This is a genomic window from Thalassotalea sp. PP2-459 (assembly GCF_001913705.1).
Lineage (GTDB): Bacteria > Pseudomonadota > Gammaproteobacteria > Enterobacterales > Alteromonadaceae > Thalassotalea_C > Thalassotalea_C hakodatensis.
Map to the genome: position 1 here is coordinate 61,680 of NZ_MKQD01000045.1, position 15,875 is coordinate 77,554.

General features: G+C 39.1%; 13 protein-coding genes. 4 read left to right on the forward strand and 9 right to left on the reverse strand.

From position 1 onward, the window contains the following. Positions 1-24: 24 nt before the first annotated feature. The 4 genes from BI291_RS11270 to iscX form a co-directional block, all read right to left on the reverse strand. Positions 25-1,194 carry a bifunctional tRNA (adenosine(37)-C2)-methyltransferase TrmG/ribosomal RNA large subunit methyltransferase RlmN gene (locus BI291_RS11270; protein WP_303046031.1) on the reverse strand — a complete coding sequence of 390 codons (1,170 nt, stop codon included), beginning with the start codon at positions 1,192-1,194 and terminating at the stop codon, positions 25-27. A 289-nt stretch (positions 1,195-1,483) separates the two neighbouring features. Beyond that, the gene (gene ndk / locus BI291_RS11275; protein WP_074498863.1) at positions 1,484-1,915 is read right to left on the reverse strand and encodes a nucleoside-diphosphate kinase; all 432 of its coding nucleotides are present in this window, start codon (positions 1,913-1,915) and stop codon (positions 1,484-1,486) included. A gap of 269 nt (positions 1,916-2,184) precedes the next feature. Then, positions 2,185-3,876 (reverse strand): NAD-dependent malic enzyme, encoded by a 1,692-nt coding sequence (locus tag BI291_RS11280; protein ID WP_074498864.1) that lies wholly within the window; start codon positions 3,874-3,876, stop codon positions 2,185-2,187. 233 nt (positions 3,877-4,109) lie between these two features. After that, a complete protein-coding gene (gene iscX / locus BI291_RS11285) occupies positions 4,110-4,307 on the reverse strand; it encodes a Fe-S cluster assembly protein IscX (RefSeq protein WP_074498865.1) in 198 nt (65 codons plus the stop codon). Between the two features lie 304 nt (positions 4,308-4,611). On the opposite strand from iscX, the gene BI291_RS11290 reads away from it, so the two are divergent. From BI291_RS11290 to BI291_RS11300, 3 genes are all read left to right on the forward strand, one after another. Further along, entirely contained in the window at positions 4,612-4,857 is a 246-nt protein-coding gene (locus BI291_RS11290) for a DUF2164 domain-containing protein (RefSeq protein WP_074498866.1), read from the forward strand. 86 nt (positions 4,858-4,943) lie between these two features. Continuing rightward, on the forward strand, positions 4,944-6,149 hold the full coding sequence (locus BI291_RS11295) for an NnrS family protein (RefSeq protein WP_083602013.1): 1,206 nt from the start codon (positions 4,944-4,946) through the stop codon (positions 6,147-6,149). Positions 6,150-6,154: 5 nt separating this feature from the next. Further along, positions 6,155-7,111, forward strand: a complete 957-nt coding sequence (locus tag BI291_RS11300; RefSeq protein ID WP_074498867.1) for a D-2-hydroxyacid dehydrogenase — start codon at positions 6,155-6,157, stop codon at positions 7,109-7,111. Between the two features lie 20 nt (positions 7,112-7,131). On the opposite strand, the gene BI291_RS11305 is transcribed toward BI291_RS11300, so the two are convergent. Next, complete coding sequence (locus BI291_RS11305; RefSeq protein WP_074498868.1) at positions 7,132-8,469, reverse strand: FAD-binding oxidoreductase; 1,338 nt, start codon at positions 8,467-8,469, stop codon at positions 7,132-7,134. Positions 8,470-8,550: 81 nt separating this feature from the next. Here BI291_RS11305 and BI291_RS11310 point away from each other — a divergent pair, with 81 nt between their 5' ends. After that, positions 8,551-9,129: a GNAT family N-acetyltransferase gene (locus BI291_RS11310; RefSeq protein ID WP_074498869.1), complete on the forward strand. Its 579-nt coding sequence runs from the start codon at positions 8,551-8,553 to the stop codon at positions 9,127-9,129. Here BI291_RS11310 and BI291_RS11315 read toward each other — a convergent pair. From BI291_RS11315 to thrA, 4 genes are all read right to left on the reverse strand, one after another. Beyond that, complete coding sequence (locus tag BI291_RS11315; RefSeq protein WP_074498870.1) at positions 9,117-10,640, reverse strand: aminotransferase class V-fold PLP-dependent enzyme; 1,524 nt, start codon at positions 10,638-10,640, stop codon at positions 9,117-9,119. The genes BI291_RS11310 and BI291_RS11315 overlap by 13 nt on opposite strands. 259 nt (positions 10,641-10,899) lie before the next feature. After that, entirely contained in the window at positions 10,900-12,192 is a 1,293-nt protein-coding gene (gene thrC / locus BI291_RS11320) for a threonine synthase (protein ID WP_074498871.1), read from the reverse strand. Positions 12,193-12,230: 38 nt separating this feature from the next. After that, the gene (thrB, locus tag BI291_RS11325) at positions 12,231-13,205 is read right to left on the reverse strand and encodes a homoserine kinase (RefSeq protein WP_074498872.1); all 975 of its coding nucleotides are present in this window, start codon (positions 13,203-13,205) and stop codon (positions 12,231-12,233) included. Next, a complete protein-coding gene (thrA, locus tag BI291_RS11330) occupies positions 13,205-15,661 on the reverse strand; it encodes a bifunctional aspartate kinase/homoserine dehydrogenase I (protein WP_074498873.1) in 2,457 nt (818 codons plus the stop codon). The genes thrB and thrA overlap by 1 nt, the downstream gene beginning before the upstream one ends. Positions 15,662-15,875 lie beyond the last annotated feature (214 nt).

Sequence of the window (15,875 nt, forward strand, 5' to 3'; positions counted from 1 at the left end):
ATACCGACACAAGCATTATTGTTATCAGACTATTTTCACTGAAATTTGTTCAGCTTTCACCTGTTTTTTTTCATTTGCGTGTTCTGCGATGGCTGCAGTACGTTTTGTACGGTCTAAAACCTCGCCGGCAAGCTGTCCACACGCGGCATCAATATCATCACCTCGCGTGCGCCTTGTGATCACGGTATAACCATAACTTTGTAACACTTTGTCAAATCTATCAATACGTGAATTACTTGAACGTTGATACGGCGAACCTGGGTAAGGATTAAAAGGAATTAAGTTGACCTTACTTGGAGTGTCTTTCAATGCATGAGCGAGTTCATGTGCATGTTCTGTAGAGTCATTCACTTCTTGTATCATCACATACTCAACGGTCACTGCTTTTTGTGCTTTTGAGCCATCGATATATTGACGAGATGCTGCTAGAAAGTCTTGTAGTGGATATTTTTTATTGATTGGCACTAGTTCGTTTCGTAATACATCATTTGGTGCGTGTATTGAAATAGCCAAGGCACAGTCAATTTTTTCTTTTAACATAGCAAGTGCAGGAACAACGCCTGATGTACTCACAGTTACACGACGTTTAGATAAACCATAACCTAGATCGTTTAACATGTTATCAAGCGCTGGCAGTAAGTTTTTCATGTTTAATAATGGTTCACCCATCCCCATCATCACTATGTTAGTGATTGGTCGCTTACCAGCAATACGAGTTGCACCAATATCATTCGCAACGCGCCAGACTTGGCCAATAATTTCAGCGACGGATAAATTACGATTAAAACCCTGCTGAGCTGTTGAACAAAAAGTACACTCTAAGGCACAACCTACTTGTGAAGAAACGCATAAGGTTGCACGATTATTTTCAGGGATCCAAACCGTTTCAACTTCTTGACCACCCTCTAACTTTAACGCGTACTTTATGGTGCCATCAGTTGATACTTGTTTTTGCGAGATTTCTGGCGCTTGAATTTCACAGTTACGCGATAATTTTTCACGCAATTTTTTATTCAAATTTGTCATTTGTTCAAAATCGTCGTACCCAAAATGGTACATCCATTTCATGACTTGATCAGCACGGAACGGTTTTTCGCCGATTGAAGCGAAATACTCACGCAACCCTTGATGGTCAAAGTTTAATAAATTAACTTTCGTCATAGTTGGTTGAACAATGGTTGCGGCTTCACTCATATTAAAAAACTCTCAATACTACAAAATTCAAGGGGCAAAATTGTACACTTTTTCAACAAAAGAGACAATTAAGATAACTAGCATAAATTTGCTATTCGTCTATGCGCAGCAAGAACTTATGCTAATCATCTAACAAAACAAAAGGATTTTACCGAATACCGATAAAACCCTTTTATTGTCTTTTATCAATTAAACTAAGCGCTTAACAATTTTTTAATAACGATATCACTGCTCGAATAGAACAAGGTTATCAACAATTAACTACCGTTAAGCCTGTGTTTAATGAAAATTAACGAGTGCGTGCGCAAATCTCGTCATCAGAGAAAAAATACGCGATTTCGCGAGCCGCTGATTCTACAGCGTCTGAGCCGTGAACAGCATTTTCGTCAATTGAGTTTGCATAATCTGCACGTAAAGTACCTGCTAATGCTTCAGCAGGATTAGTAGCGCCCATGATTTCACGATTTTTTAATACTGCACCTTCACCTTCAAGTACTTGAACCATCACTGGACCAGAAGTCATGAATTCAACTAAAGCACCAAAGAAAGGACGTTCGCTGTGCTCAGCATAGAAGCCTTCAGCTTGTTCTTTAGAAAGGTGAACCATTTTTGAAGCAATAATAGTTAAGCCAGCAGTTTCAAAGCGGTTGTAGATTTGACCAATAACATTTTTTGCTACTGCATCAGGTTTTACGATAGAAAAAGTACGTTCGATAGCCATGATAAGCCCTCAATTTTTGAACTAGAATATAAATTTTGGCGCGATTATAGACCAATTGTTAGCAAATGCCTACCTAGGAATAAAGATTGTTTTAAATAGGGGGAGTTTAGCTTTGTGGTATCAATTTTGGCCATATTCTAGTCTCAATTTAGACATATAGCCAAGACGAGAACCGAAGGAAGTTAAAACGTTTCGAACATAAAAACCCATTATCAATTTAAAGAAACAGCCCATTGTCATCAAAGAGCTGCTTCAAATTTGCTCAAGACTTACAGGCTACAACGACGATATTGTCGATAAGCCGGCTGCCAAAAATTACGTTCTATTTTGGCTGTTAACGCGTCATCATCAATACGTAATGCTAAATCTTGGTCAAATGCTACCTGCGCAACAGCAAAAGCTATTTCTTTACTCAAATTGGCGATCTCAGTTAATGGTGGCAACAATTCACCTTTACCAGTATTTGCCAAAGGTGAAGCTTTTGCTAGTGTCTTACTAGCAACCATTAACATTTCGTCTGTGATCCGATTAATATTTGCGGCTACAACAGCAAGACCTAACCCCGGAAAAATATAACTGTTATTGCATTGTGCAACAGGGAAAATATCCCCCTTATGCTCGACAGGCTCAAACGGGCTGCCAGTAGCCACAATTGCTTTCCCTTCTGTCCAATTAATGACCTGTTCAGGTGTTGCTTCTACTTGTCGAACGGGGTTACTTAGTGGAAAAATTATCGGTTTGTCATTATATACTGTCATGGCTTTTATCACGTGTTCAGTAAATAAGCCAGCAACACCAGATACACCAATTAAAATGTCAGGTTGTGCTTGTTCAACCGTTTCTTGTAGCGTTGCATATTCACCAGCGATTTTCCACGAAGCAATAGCTGACCTCTGCTGACCAAGCTTTTCTTGAAAGTCTCTAAGGCCCCCCATACCTTGGGTTACCAGACCGTGGCGATCAATCATATACACTTGACTGCGTGCTTGTGCAGGCGCTGCTCCTTCACTGATCATTTGTGCAATTATCTGTTCTGCAATACCACACCCGGCGGAACCCGCGCCAACGAATACCACTTTTTGCTTTGATAACTGCCCGCCTTTTATCCGGCAAGCCGCGAGTAAAGTACCAACGGTTACTGATGCTGTGCCTTGGATATCATCATTAAAACAACATATTTGATCTTTATAACGATTTAGCAGCGGCATAGCATTAGGCTGTGCAAAATCTTCAAACTGCAACATGACGTGTGGCCAGCGACGTTTTACTGCCTGAACAAACAGATCGACAAATTCATCATATGCTTGTTGATCAATGCGTGGCTTACGTGTCCCCATATACATTGGATCATTAAGTAATTTTTCATTGTTTGTGCCCACATCGAGCATCACAGGTAAACAATACGCAGGACTAATACCACCACAAGCGGTATATAAAGAAAGTTTACCAATAGGAATCCCCATACCTCCGATACCTTGATCACCAAGGCCAAGAATACGCTCACCGTCAGTGACTACAATTATTTTAACTTTATTTTTAGTCGCGTTGCGTAATATATCGTCAATGTCATGACGATCTTCATATGAAATAAACAAGCCACGATTGCTGCGATAAATGTCAGAGAACTTTTCACAGGCATCACCTACTGTCGGTGTATAGATTATCGGCATCATTTCCGCTAAATGTGCTTGCACTAGCTTAAAGAACAAGGTTTCATTTTTGTCATGTATTGCACGCAGGTATATATGCTTATTTAAATTAGTGCGGAAACTACTATATTGCATATAGCAACGTTCAACTTGTTCATCAATCGTTTCGTACGACGGAGGTAATAAACCAGTTAAATTGAATTGTTTACGTTCTTCACGAGAAAAAGCAGACCCCTTATTAAGTAAAGGGGTTTCTAATAAATTAGGGCCTGAATAGGGAATATATAGAGGGCGTTGTTTGTTTGTTGTCATAAGTGTGTATTATTTGCGCCAGTTGGTTGCGATAAGACTTAATTTAAGCATAAGCTATAGCGCCTGATTATAGTCGAACTAACGCGTTCAACAAACCCGAGCACTGGATAAATTGTTAAAAATAGAGAAAAAAAAGACCTTATATAGTTTCGTCGGTAAAGATCTTTTCACACTAAACAATCGCGACAATATAATTAGCATACATTGAGTACGCTAACCGCTTGAGCGTTTAATTACATTTCGTCCATCCATGCTAATTGAATCGCTTCTAATACCCTTTCACCGCAATGGTTTGGGTTATCATCAAAGTTTTCAAGCGCTAAAACCCATTCACGTAAGTCAGTAAAGTGTATTTTGTAAGGATCCACTTCTGGATGCTGCTCCATCAAATCAAGCGCAATATCGAGTGAATCTGTCCAGCGAAGTCCCATAATGCCCTCTCGTTGTTTGTACTAAAAAATCAAATGGAACCAATAAAAGTCGACCAATAACATGACAATTAACCAAATAAAGATCAATCGCGCACGACGACAAAATTGACAATCTGTGTGCCATAAATTGGTTAGTTTTCCAAAAAAGTGTTTTGACATACTTTTTCCGTTAAAGTTAAGTATAGATTAATACCATGATTTGCAATTAATGCCTTACCTATTAACGATAAAACGTTGCTAATAGAGCACTTATTAGTTGGGCTTGGTATCATATACAACAAACAACATAATCGCGAATGTAAAGATGGCTAACATTACCTTGTCTGAGGACGTAAAACACCAACTTATTAACAAGTTACAACATTATTTTGAACAAGAACTCTCTATTGAATTAGGCCAATTCGATGCTGATTTTTTACTTGATTTTATCGGCGACAATTTCGGTAGTTATTTTTATAATCAGGGTTTATATGACGCACAGCACATTATTAACGAGAAAATAGATCATATCAGCGAAACGTTATACGAATTAGAAAAGCCCACAACGTAAAGTAATTACCGCCGTATTGATTTAAAACAAAGTCTAACAAATAGCATGCGATATACTCACCTTCATCGCCCTCTAAGGTACCGAATATGATGCAAATTACCGATTTAGCACAAGAAGAAAAGTTACCGCCCATTTTAAGGTTAGGTTTTCGTCCTTTTTTTCTACTTGGCCCTGCTTTTGCCATTATAGCTCTGACACTATGGTTATTGATTTTTTACGGAAAAATTAACCTCCAACCTTTTGCAAGTGGTTATTGGTGGCATATTCATGAAATGATCTTTGGCTTCGCTGCTGCTATTATTGCTGGATTTTTGTTAACAGCAGTGCAAACCTGGACAGGCATTAGAAGCGTACATGGGAACGCGTTATTTTGGCTTATCATTTTATGGTTAGCTGGCCGCATTGCATTATTATTACCGACATACCTGCCGCATATAATGATCACCATTATTGATTTGAGTTTTTTACCTGTAGCGGCCTACATGTTGGCAAAACCAATTATTGCCGTAAAACAAAAACGAAATCTCTTCTTCGTTCCTTTGCTGTTAATGTTCACCTTGGTGAATGGACAAATGCATCTCGCTTTTTATCAAGGTGATAACACTAGTGTACAATTATCTGGCTACGCCGGTATTATGTTGATCACAATGCTAATTTCTATTATTGGCGGCAGAGTAACTCCGATGTTTACCGCAAATGGTAGTAAAACAGAAAAAGTAGCGAACTTACCTTGGCTTGAAATTAGCGCAAATATCACGTTATTCACTATTTTCATTTTGTATTTTATCAGCCCAATTTTAAACCTGAGTCAGCAAACATTTGGGATGCTTTTTGTTATTGCAGGCACACTTCAAGCTTATAGAATAACGAGATGGCGCCCTTGGGTTACTTTTAAAATTCCACTGTTGTGGTCACTACATTTAGCTTTATTCTGTATATGGATGGCCCTGCTATTACTGGGTTTATCTTACTTATTTAACCTATTCCCTACCAACCACCTTTGGCATTTATTAACAATTGGTGGAATAAGCGGTGTAATACTTGCGATGATTGCGCGTGTTTCACTTGGCCATACTGGTAGACCACTAGTAGTAGGAAAACTTATAAAATTCAGTTTTTTACTCATTTTTATCGCCGCTTTCACTCGTGCAATTTTACCCATTTTAGCGCCTGCGATGACCCCTACATTTTATTGGTTAGCAACAGGGTTTGCTTGCGCAAGTTTTTTACTTTTCTTATATCGCTACATACCTTACCTTATTCAACAACGCATAGACGGCAGACCAGGGTAACTGAAATGAATTGTGTATTTTTAGACAGAAAAACTTTTGTTAATCAAGTATCAACAATCAATATTGAACACCAAGTAGCAGATTTTAAAGCTTACGATTTAACACGAGAAGATCAAATTATTGAGCGTTGCAAAAATGCTAACGTAATCATTACTAATAAAGTATTACTGTCAGAAATGACGCTCGCTAAACTCCCCAAGTTACGCTTAATTTGTATCGCAGCAACAGGTGTTAATAATGTAGACCTTAACGCCGCTAAGCGGTTAGGCATTGCTGTCACGAATGTTAGCGGTTACTCAACACCTTCTGTTAGCCAATATGTATTTGCTCAATTATTAACGTACTTTAGTTGTCCAACGTTACACCAACAGATTGTTGAACAAGGAGAATGGCCCAAAAGCCCTAGCTTTTGTGTACATGGTCCTGGCAGTGAAGAATTGGCAAACAAATATATTGCGATTATTGGTTACGGTAACTTAGGTCAAGCGGTAGCTACTATTGCCAAAGCGTTTGGTATGAAAGTACTGATTGCTGAACGCCCTAACGCTTCAAAAATAAGAGATGGTCGTGTTGCATTTGAAGTAGCTTTACAACAAGCGGATATTGTTAGCCTTCACTGTCCGTTAACCAAAGACACTGATCAATTATTTGATCGTCACACTTTTTCGTTAATGAAAACAACAGCAGTGTTAGTGAATACAGCAAGAGGCGGTGTTATCAATGAGGTAGATCTTTTACAAGCGTTAACACAAAAAGAGATCGCCTACGCTATTTTAGATGTTTTACAACAAGAACCCCCAGCATCGTATCACCCATTATTACTACAGCAACCGACTAATTTAAAAATAACGGCACACATCGCTTGGGCAAGCAAAGAGTCTCAGCAACGACTATTAGATCTGATTGCATTAAATATTACTGATTTCACACAAGGTAAAAACACTAACCGAGTTGAAGGTTAGGCATTGTCATATTCGCTTATTTAAAACCATCTATCTTTGACCTTTCCATACTGAAAATAGCCCCACTGCCCCACCCTTCGTAATGGGGCAAATGGAAATTTCGGTAATGGCGAAGTGTAAAGTGGAATATTTGGCACTTGCGCTCCGGCCACTTTATCAGCTAGTCGTTTTCCAGCTTGTGAGGAAAACGAAACACCTGCTCCACAATAGCCCATGCTGTAGAACAAGTTTTGTTCATTGTTTTGATAAATATGTGGAATGTCATCTAACGACATGCAAATCCATCCTGACCACGCGTAAGCAGTACGCAAAGTTTCCAGCGCTGGAAAACTGCTTTTTAACACCTCAAGCAATCGATTTGCATAATACGGATCTTTGGCAGATTTTCCAGAAATAGCACCACGGCCACCAAATAAAATACGGTTATCTGGTAATTTGCGGTAATAGTATTTTAATGCTCTAGTATCCATGACTACTTGATTTGTTTTAATGCCACTATCTAAAAGCTGCTGCTCTGTCAGTGGTTCAGTAACGATAATTTGAGAAAGCACAGGCAAGTAGCGGTTATTCACCGTAGGCATAAAGCCTTGAGGAGTATAACCATTGGTGGCAAGCACCACTTTTTTAGCTTTTACCACCGCTGACGGTGTAGTCAGTTCAAAACCCTTTGCTGATTGCCTACTTTCTGTAACAGGCGTGCTGCAATACATATCAGTGCCAGCATCAACAGCAAGTTTTTGATAACCCCACGCTAATTTTAACGGGTTCAAACCAAATCCATCACGGTAACGAATAGCTCCAAATGCGTTTTGATCATTCATATATTGTTGACGTACTTCTTGTTTCGACAATATTTCCACTTGATAACCAAACATCTTTTTTTGCAATGCAGCTGCTGCTATTAAGTCTGTTAATTTATTGGCTTTATGGGCGACTTTTAAATAGCCTGCAGGTTGTACATCACAGTCAATACCTCGGGAAATCAGGTGTTGTACACGCTCAGCACCTTCGGCCATTTCTTGATAAATAGCTCGCATTACCTCTTCGCCCCATTGCTGTTGCATTTGAGCAAAAGGTTTTCTACCTGAAGTTTTTAAGATAAAACCGGCATTTCTACCGCTGCATCCCCAAGCACTTTGGTTTGCTTCTAATATAGTTGCTTTAATGCCATATTCTTCTGCCAAATGAAGCGCACAAGACATACCAGTATAGCCAGCACCAATAATGGCAACATCAACGTCAATATTGGCTTCTAAAGGACCTAAATTTTTTGGCGCTTGCCCTGAAATATTCGCCCAGTAGCTATCAGGATAGCGTTCGCCGCAACCAGGAGATTGGTGAAACAAAGGATCATACATAATATTAACTAATGTGAAGGTAGCTGATTGTGATAATTCTTTGGTAAACTTACCTTAACTCTGATGAATAATGAATATTTAATGCAAAAAAAGACCATAATTTACCGTGAAATGACACCTGATGACTTCACACAGGTGATCCGTTTGGCTACCCACGTACATGGTGAAGGTTACATGGATCAAACCAGTGCACTGAAATGGTTCAATCAAGGTATCAAAAATAACATCAATAGTCATTTTGTTGCCTATGATGAAGACATACTCGTGGGTTTTCGTATTACTTTTTCACCTCTACAATGGCAACTTGATCAATGGTGTACACCTGAAGATTGGCCAAGTGAACAAGCTAGCGTTTGTTATTTTAAATGTAATACGGTTGATGAGCACTATCGAGGTTACGGCATCGGTAGTAAGTTACTAACACTTTCTATTGATGCTGTTAAACAGCAAGGCGCTAAAGCGGGTGTCAGCCATCTATGGATGCAAAGCCCCGGAAATAGCGCGGTAAAATATTTTACTAAGTGCGGTGGCGTCTTAATAACAAAACACCCGGACAGATGGAACGAATTAAGCAAACAGGGTTATATGTGCCCTGTTTGTAATAACGATTGTCATTGTTCCGCCGCCGAAATGCTGATCTCTTTTGATCAAGACGCTTGAAAAATCCGTCTAAAAAATGAGGTTTTCTTTTCTGAACTTTCAGCGACTTGTTGAGCATTAAAGCTTGCTAGGGTTGGCATACTCACAGCTTGCTTTGTATGCTCAAAATCACCGGAAGCGGGATTAAATCGATAATTTTTACGCCAACTTTCAATATTTTCACTTACTTGTTTAATGGCATCAACGACAAAAGCAACTTCTTTATCTGTCATCGTTGGATGAAACGATGCTCTGATCCAACCTGGCTTTTCAGCATAATCACCAAGATCAATTTGTTCAGTAATTTTCGATGAAGTGTCGTGATCAACATTTAATAAAATATGCCCGTATGTACCAGCACAAGAACAACCACCTCGTGTTTGTACTCCAAACTTATCGTTTAGTAGTCTCACGACTAAATTATAATGGGCACCTTTAACATAGAATGACACAATCGATAGTCGGTCTCGAATGCTCGGTTCAAGCATAACCACTTGTTCAAGTTTTGCTAAATTATCCATCACATAATTGGTGATCCATTGTTCACGCGCAGTGATGTTATCAACGCCCATTTCGTCTTTCACTTTGATCGCTAACGCTGTTCTTATACACTGAAGAAAACCCGGTGTACCACCATCTTCGCGCATTTCAATATCCGTGAAAAAACTGTGCTCTCCCCACGGATTAGTCCACGTTACCGTACCGCCACCAGGATGATCTGGCACTTTATTTTTGTATAGCGCTTTATTAAACAGTAAAACACCTGAGCTACCAGGTCCCCCTAGAAACTTATGTGGAGAGAAATAAATAGCATCTAAGGTTTGTTTCGGGTTTGCAGGGTGCATATCAATATCAACATACGGCGCAGAGCAAGCAAAATCGACAAAACATACACCACCATGTTCATGCATAATTTCCGCCATTTGATGATAAGGGGTTTTAATACCAGTAACGTTGGAACACGCAGTAAATGAACCAATCTTATGTTTACGATCAGCATATTGTTCAAGCAACTCTTCAAGATGCGCTAACGAAGGTAAGCCCTTTTCGTTAGGTTGAACTATTTCTAAGGTTACATCGCATTCATACCAGGAAGTTTGGTTAGAGTGATGTTCCATATGCGTGATAAAAACAACAGGTCTGTCTTGATCATTGAACGATATTTGATCTTTCATTCGTTCAGGTATACGTAAATTTAAGATCCGTTGAAATTTATTAATAACACCAGTCATACCTGCTTCAGCTGTGATCAAAATATCATTTTTACATGCATTTACATGTTTTTTGATCACCGATTGTGCCTCATGGTAGGCATGTGTCATCACACCACCGGTTAAATTAGTTTCGGTATGAGTATTGGCGACATAAGGCCCAAGTATTTGCGTTATATAGGTTTCTATCGGCTGATATAACCTACCACTTGCCGTCCAATCTGCATAAATAATTGGCAATGATTGACCGTTGATTGAGTGGGTTAATTTGTGCCCAATAACGTGTTTACGAAAAGGGGAGAAATAGTGTTCTGTTGACATAAATGTTCCAAAGATCTTTCACTAAAAACATTCTACAAAACGACTGAAATTTAGCAATTAAAAACCAACAAATGCCACTAACTTGCAATATAAAACTAACATAGACCGATATTTTTGATTATTAATTCATATTACCTATCAAACATTGCTCTTAAAGAAAAAATGTTTATTTTATCAATGAATATCAAGAAAATTTTTCTAAAAAGCCAACAGAATGTTGGCTTTTTGTTTATGAAAGGCAAAAGAGGTATTCGCTATCTTATGCCTTATCGAGTAAATACTTACGTAATGCTGAAAATTCAGTACTTTGTTCGCTAGATAAAATGGTTTCGGTTGCGCAATCCGCTAACTCTTTCGGTAACCCAATGGGTTGACCTAACATGCTTTCAACCACATCCTTAAACTTAGCAGGATGCGCTGTACCTAAAAACACACCAAATTCTTCATCACTTGCACTATATTGCAACGCTTTATAAGCAACCGCTGCGTGTGGCTCACTAATGTAGCCAAGCTTAGAAAGTGATAACATCGTCATTTGTGTTTGCTCTTCATCTATTGCAAACGAGCTCACACTATCTTCTGGCACTATACCTGACTTGAGCATGTGCTCAACCCGTGGCCAGTTATTTGGGTTACTCACATCCATCGCATTAGACATAGTGGCAACTGTTTGATTTGGCGACCACTCACCGGTTTTTAAATAACGCGGTACTGTATCATTAGCATTGGTTGCAGCAATAAAACGTTTAATGGGTAATCCCATTGCTTTAGCAAATAACCCCGCGGTTAAATTACCAAAATTACCACTAGGTACAGAAAATACTAAATCTTGAAGCGCTGTTTTACCTTGTTGGCGATATAGTTGTGCAACCGCTTCAAAGTAATAACACACTTGTGCTAATAAACGACTGATGTTAATTGAATTTGCAGAGTTTAAGCCGATAGTCTCTTTCAACTCTTGATCATCAAAAGACTGTTTCACTAATGCCTGACAATCATCGAAATCACCTTCGATAGCAATCGTTTCTATATTACCACCTAACGTAGTAAACATTTTTTCTTGCAACAAGCTTATTTTGCCTTTCGGGTATAAAATAACCACGCGAATGTTTTCAATGCCATGAAAGGCATGTGCTACCGCAGCACCTGTATCACCTGATGTTGCGGTTAGAATAGTGAGTTTTTTATCGCCACTAAAGGTTTGAAGACAGCGCGCCATAAAACGGGCACCAAAATCTTTAAAGGCTAAAGTTGGGCCATGAAATAACTCTAAAATTGCGCGGTTTTCACTGATAGGCTGTATTTGTGCAGGAAAATTAAAGGCATCAGTCACTATTTCTGTTAATTGTGCTTTCGTTAAATCATCTTGTACAAAGGGATAGAGCACTTGCACGCTTCGCTCTACCATAGGTAATGCTAATAACTGTTCAATGTTATCTAATGCTGGAATATTTTCAGGGAAAAATAAGCCTTGGTTCTTCCCTAGGCCTTGTTTAACTGCACCGGCAAAACTTACCTGTTCATCATTTTCTTTAAGGTTATAAAAATTCAAAATTGTTATCCTACTAAAAACGTAATATTGCTGCTCGCCTACTTATTTATTGGGCAAGCACCTTGATTATCGACACGGCAAACATGAACGAATCCCTCACTTTGCCCTGTACTTAATGTTTGTAAATAATGTTCTGTTAGCCAATTAGCAAAGTCATTGGCTTTTTGTTCGTTGTCGGTCACACAAAATAATGTTGGGCCAGAACCTGAAATACCAACCGCTAGACAACCTTTCTCACGTAAGTGAGTGCACGCTTGTTCAAACCCCGGTAATAGATGCTGACGATATGGCTGTGCGATAACATCATTAACAACTGAAAATGCCATTGCTTTATTACCTCGGTGGCAAGCATCAACAAAGGTAGCTAAATTTTGTCCAAAAGTAATCACATCTTTACGTGAATATGATGTTGGTAATACTTCACGGGCCGCTTTCGTTGAAACCTCAATCCCGGGGTATGCCATAACATAATAGCAATCATCAAATTGTGGGAGTGTTTGGCAAATCACATCGTCATCTGGCACCATCAGTTGTATACCACCATAATAACATGGCGCTACATTATCATAATGCAAACTACCACTAATTTGTGCCTCCATACGCCCCATTAGTTTCAACATCACAGCTTTACTAAATTGAAACTCACTTGTTACCTTATAAAAGTAATTCAATGCTTCCAATGCTGCAACTACCGAGCAAGCACTTGAACCAAGCCCACTACCTACTGGCATTTTCTTTTCCAATATCATGTTGACGGTTACAGGTTTTTGTCCAGACTGTAGCAAGGTTTCATTGAAAAGCTGCAAGCAATCCCAAACAATATTCTCTTTTGGATCTTGTGGTAACTTGTTCGCAAACGCCCCTTCTACTGTTAAACTGTTCTCTGGGCTCGCCTCAACAGTCACTACGTCGCCAAGTAAAGTGCCATCAACAGGTTTTACAGCTACACCTAATACATCAAAACCAACACTCATATTCCCAATTGAAGCTGGCGCAAAAACTGAAACGCTCATTAGTGCTGTTGCTCCCATGCTAATGTTCTTAATAAGTCACCAAATACACCCGCAGCAGTAACTGCCGCACCAGCACCATAACCACGAAGTACGAACGGTAATGGCTGATAATAACGGCTATGAATAGCTAAGGCATTTTCACCATCTTTAATGCTATATAAAGGATGTTCTGCACCAACCGCTTCAATGGATACTTGGCACTTCCCGTCAATAATATTACCGATATAACGCAACACTTTCCCTTCCTGTTTAGCGTTATTTACACGTTCAGCAATCACACCGTCAAGTTGTGATAAATTCGTCATAAAGGTTGCAACATCGCCACTTGCATCAAATGTTTCACCGAGTACCGAATCCACTTTAATGTCTGATAGCTCTAATTGCATGCCAGCCTCTCGCGCCATAATAAGTAGCTTTCTTGCCACATCCATGCCACTTAAATCATCACGAGGATCAGGTTCTGTAAAGCCATTCTCTTTAGCAATAGCTGTTGCTTGCGACAACGTCATTCCTTCATCTAATTTACCAAAAATATAGGACAGAGAACCTGATAGAACACCTTCAAACTGCAATAATTCGTCACCTGCTTTGATTAGGCTTTGCAAAGTATCAATTACTGGTAAGCCCGCACCAACTGTTGTTTCATAAAGAAAACGACGATTAGTCTCTTGGGTTGCTTGTCTTATGGCTTGATAATATTCCCATGTGTCAGTATTCGCTTTTTTATTAGGTGTTACCACATGAAAGCCTTCTTTAATAAAGTCAACGTAACTCATAGCAAGCGCTTCATTAGACGTTGAATCAACCAGTACAGGATTTATTAAATGATTATCGCGAACAAAGCGCTTCACATTTTCTGCCGTAACTGCCACAGCATCTTTCCCTAAACAAGCCTGCCAGCTTTCAAGATTAATGCCTTCTTGATCAAACACCATGCCTTTACTATTTGCGATACCATAAACACGTAATGAAATATTTTGTGCTTTTAATTTAGGTTGTTGACGCGCGATTTGTGCAATTAATTCGCTACCAACCACACCACAGCCAACTAAAAATACATCAATAGTCGGTTTGTGTGAGAAAAAGTTCTGGTGACACACTTTTAATGCATCGGTGCATTTACGATTTTCAATGACCACAGAAATACTACGTTCAGAAGAATCTTGTGCAATGGCCACTACATTAACGCGTGCTTGAGCTAATGAAGAGAAAAACTTGGCTGCTACGCCTTGTTGGTGATGCATGCCATCACCCACTAAAGAAACAATGGACAGTTCATGCTGTAATGCAACGGGCTCTAATAAACCGTTAAGTAATTCTAATTCAAACTCTTGTTTCAAGCTTTGTTCCGCTTGCTTTGCATCTGCTGTATAAATACAAAAACTAATACAATATTCGCTCGATGATTGGCTGATCAATACGATAGATATCTTTTCACGACTCATGGTAGCAAAAACTCGACTAGCCATACCAACCATACCTTTCATGCCAGGGCCTGACACATTCACCATGGTTAAATCGTCTAAATTAGAAATTGCTTTAACTTGTTTTTTCTGATCATTTTCCTTCGCAATCAATGTTCCTGGCGCTTTTGGATTTCCGGTATTTTTGATCAAGCAAGGAATGTGAAATTGTGCAATTGGTCCAATCGTTTTAGGATGAAGTACACTTGCACCAAAATACGATAACTCCATCGCTTCCTGATAAGATAAATAATCAAGTAATCGCGCATCTTTAATCAGACGAGGGTCTGCATTATAAACACCATTAACGTCGGTCCAAATTTGACAACATTCAGCCTGTGCACATACAGCAAGCACAGCTGCCGAATAATCAGAACCATTGCGACCTAAAGTGGTGACTTGATTTTGGCTATTTACGCCAATAAACCCTGGCATTAAAGCAACACGATTGAGCGATGGATAGTATTGTTGAAATTTGTCTTTACACAAAACTAAATCTGCTAAGGCATTTAAATAAGCATCATTAGTATGTAGGAATTTTTCAGGCTCGATTAAACTAACGTCAAAATCTAGCGTTGCTAATACAGAGTCTAAAATCGCAACACTCATTCGTTCACCCACACTGATAATAATTGCGCGTATATGATCTGGACAATAAGACAACATTGTTGCCCCTTGCAAATAACGACTAAGCTGATGCTCCCAATTCGCTAACGCTTGTTCTGCATGTGTTTTATTAAATTGTGGTAACGTTGCACTTAGTCCTTCAACTATGGTTTCAATCGCTGCAGAAAAATGTTTTAAATCACTTTGTAATGTATTTTCATCGCTAATATTTTCAGCCATCGCCACTAAATGATTAGTAACACCTTGTGGTGCAGAAACAACAACTGCTACCGAAGATTCCTTGCTCTGGTTCTTGATAATATCAGCCACTTGAACAAAACGTTCTGCTGTTGCTAATGATGAACCGCCAAATTTTAACACGCGCATGTTTACTTCCCCTAAAAACGAAAAAAGCCCGGAACCTTTGTGGTCACGGGCTTTGATAAAATACTTTCTTTTACACGTTAGCCGTCGACCACCATCCCTAACAGGGTGGTAGTGGTAATAATGGTAATAGTGCGTGTAATAGATTTCATGCTAGGTAAAATGCCAAAAATGTCATTTTCTGTCAACTACTAAATTGAATAGAGCTAGACGATTT

What these genes read in the sequence shown, in the direction of transcription:
- BI291_RS11280 (WP_074498864.1), bottom strand. Translation starts at nt 3,876, where the DNA reads ATGACAACAAACAAACAACGCCCTCTATATATTCCCTATTCAGGCCCT.
- iscX (WP_074498865.1), bottom strand. Translation starts at nt 4,307, where the DNA reads ATGGGACTTCGCTGGACAGATTCACTCGATATTGCGCTTGATTTGATG.
- BI291_RS11305 (WP_074498868.1), bottom strand. Translation starts at nt 8,469, where the DNA reads ATGTATGATCCTTTGTTTCACCAATCTCCTGGTTGCGGCGAACGCTAT.
- BI291_RS11300 (WP_074498867.1), top strand. Translation starts at nt 6,155, where the DNA reads ATGAATTGTGTATTTTTAGACAGAAAAACTTTTGTTAATCAAGTATCA.
- BI291_RS11310 (WP_074498869.1), top strand. Translation starts at nt 8,551, where the DNA reads ATGCAAAAAAAGACCATAATTTACCGTGAAATGACACCTGATGACTTC.
- BI291_RS11270 (WP_303046031.1), bottom strand. Translation starts at nt 1,194, where the DNA reads ATGAGTGAAGCCGCAACCATTGTTCAACCAACTATGACGAAAGTTAAT.
- thrA (WP_074498873.1), bottom strand. Translation starts at nt 15,661, where the DNA reads ATGCGCGTGTTAAAATTTGGCGGTTCATCATTAGCAACAGCAGAACGT.
- BI291_RS11290 (WP_074498866.1), top strand. Translation starts at nt 4,612, where the DNA reads ATGGCTAACATTACCTTGTCTGAGGACGTAAAACACCAACTTATTAAC.
- BI291_RS11315 (WP_074498870.1), bottom strand. Translation starts at nt 10,640, where the DNA reads ATGTCAACAGAACACTATTTCTCCCCTTTTCGTAAACACGTTATTGGG.
- thrB (WP_074498872.1), bottom strand. Translation starts at nt 13,205, where the DNA reads ATGAGCGTTTCAGTTTTTGCGCCAGCTTCAATTGGGAATATGAGTGTT.
- BI291_RS11295 (WP_083602013.1), top strand. Translation starts at nt 4,944, where the DNA reads ATGATGCAAATTACCGATTTAGCACAAGAAGAAAAGTTACCGCCCATT.
- ndk (WP_074498863.1), bottom strand. Translation starts at nt 1,915, where the DNA reads ATGGCTATCGAACGTACTTTTTCTATCGTAAAACCTGATGCAGTAGCA.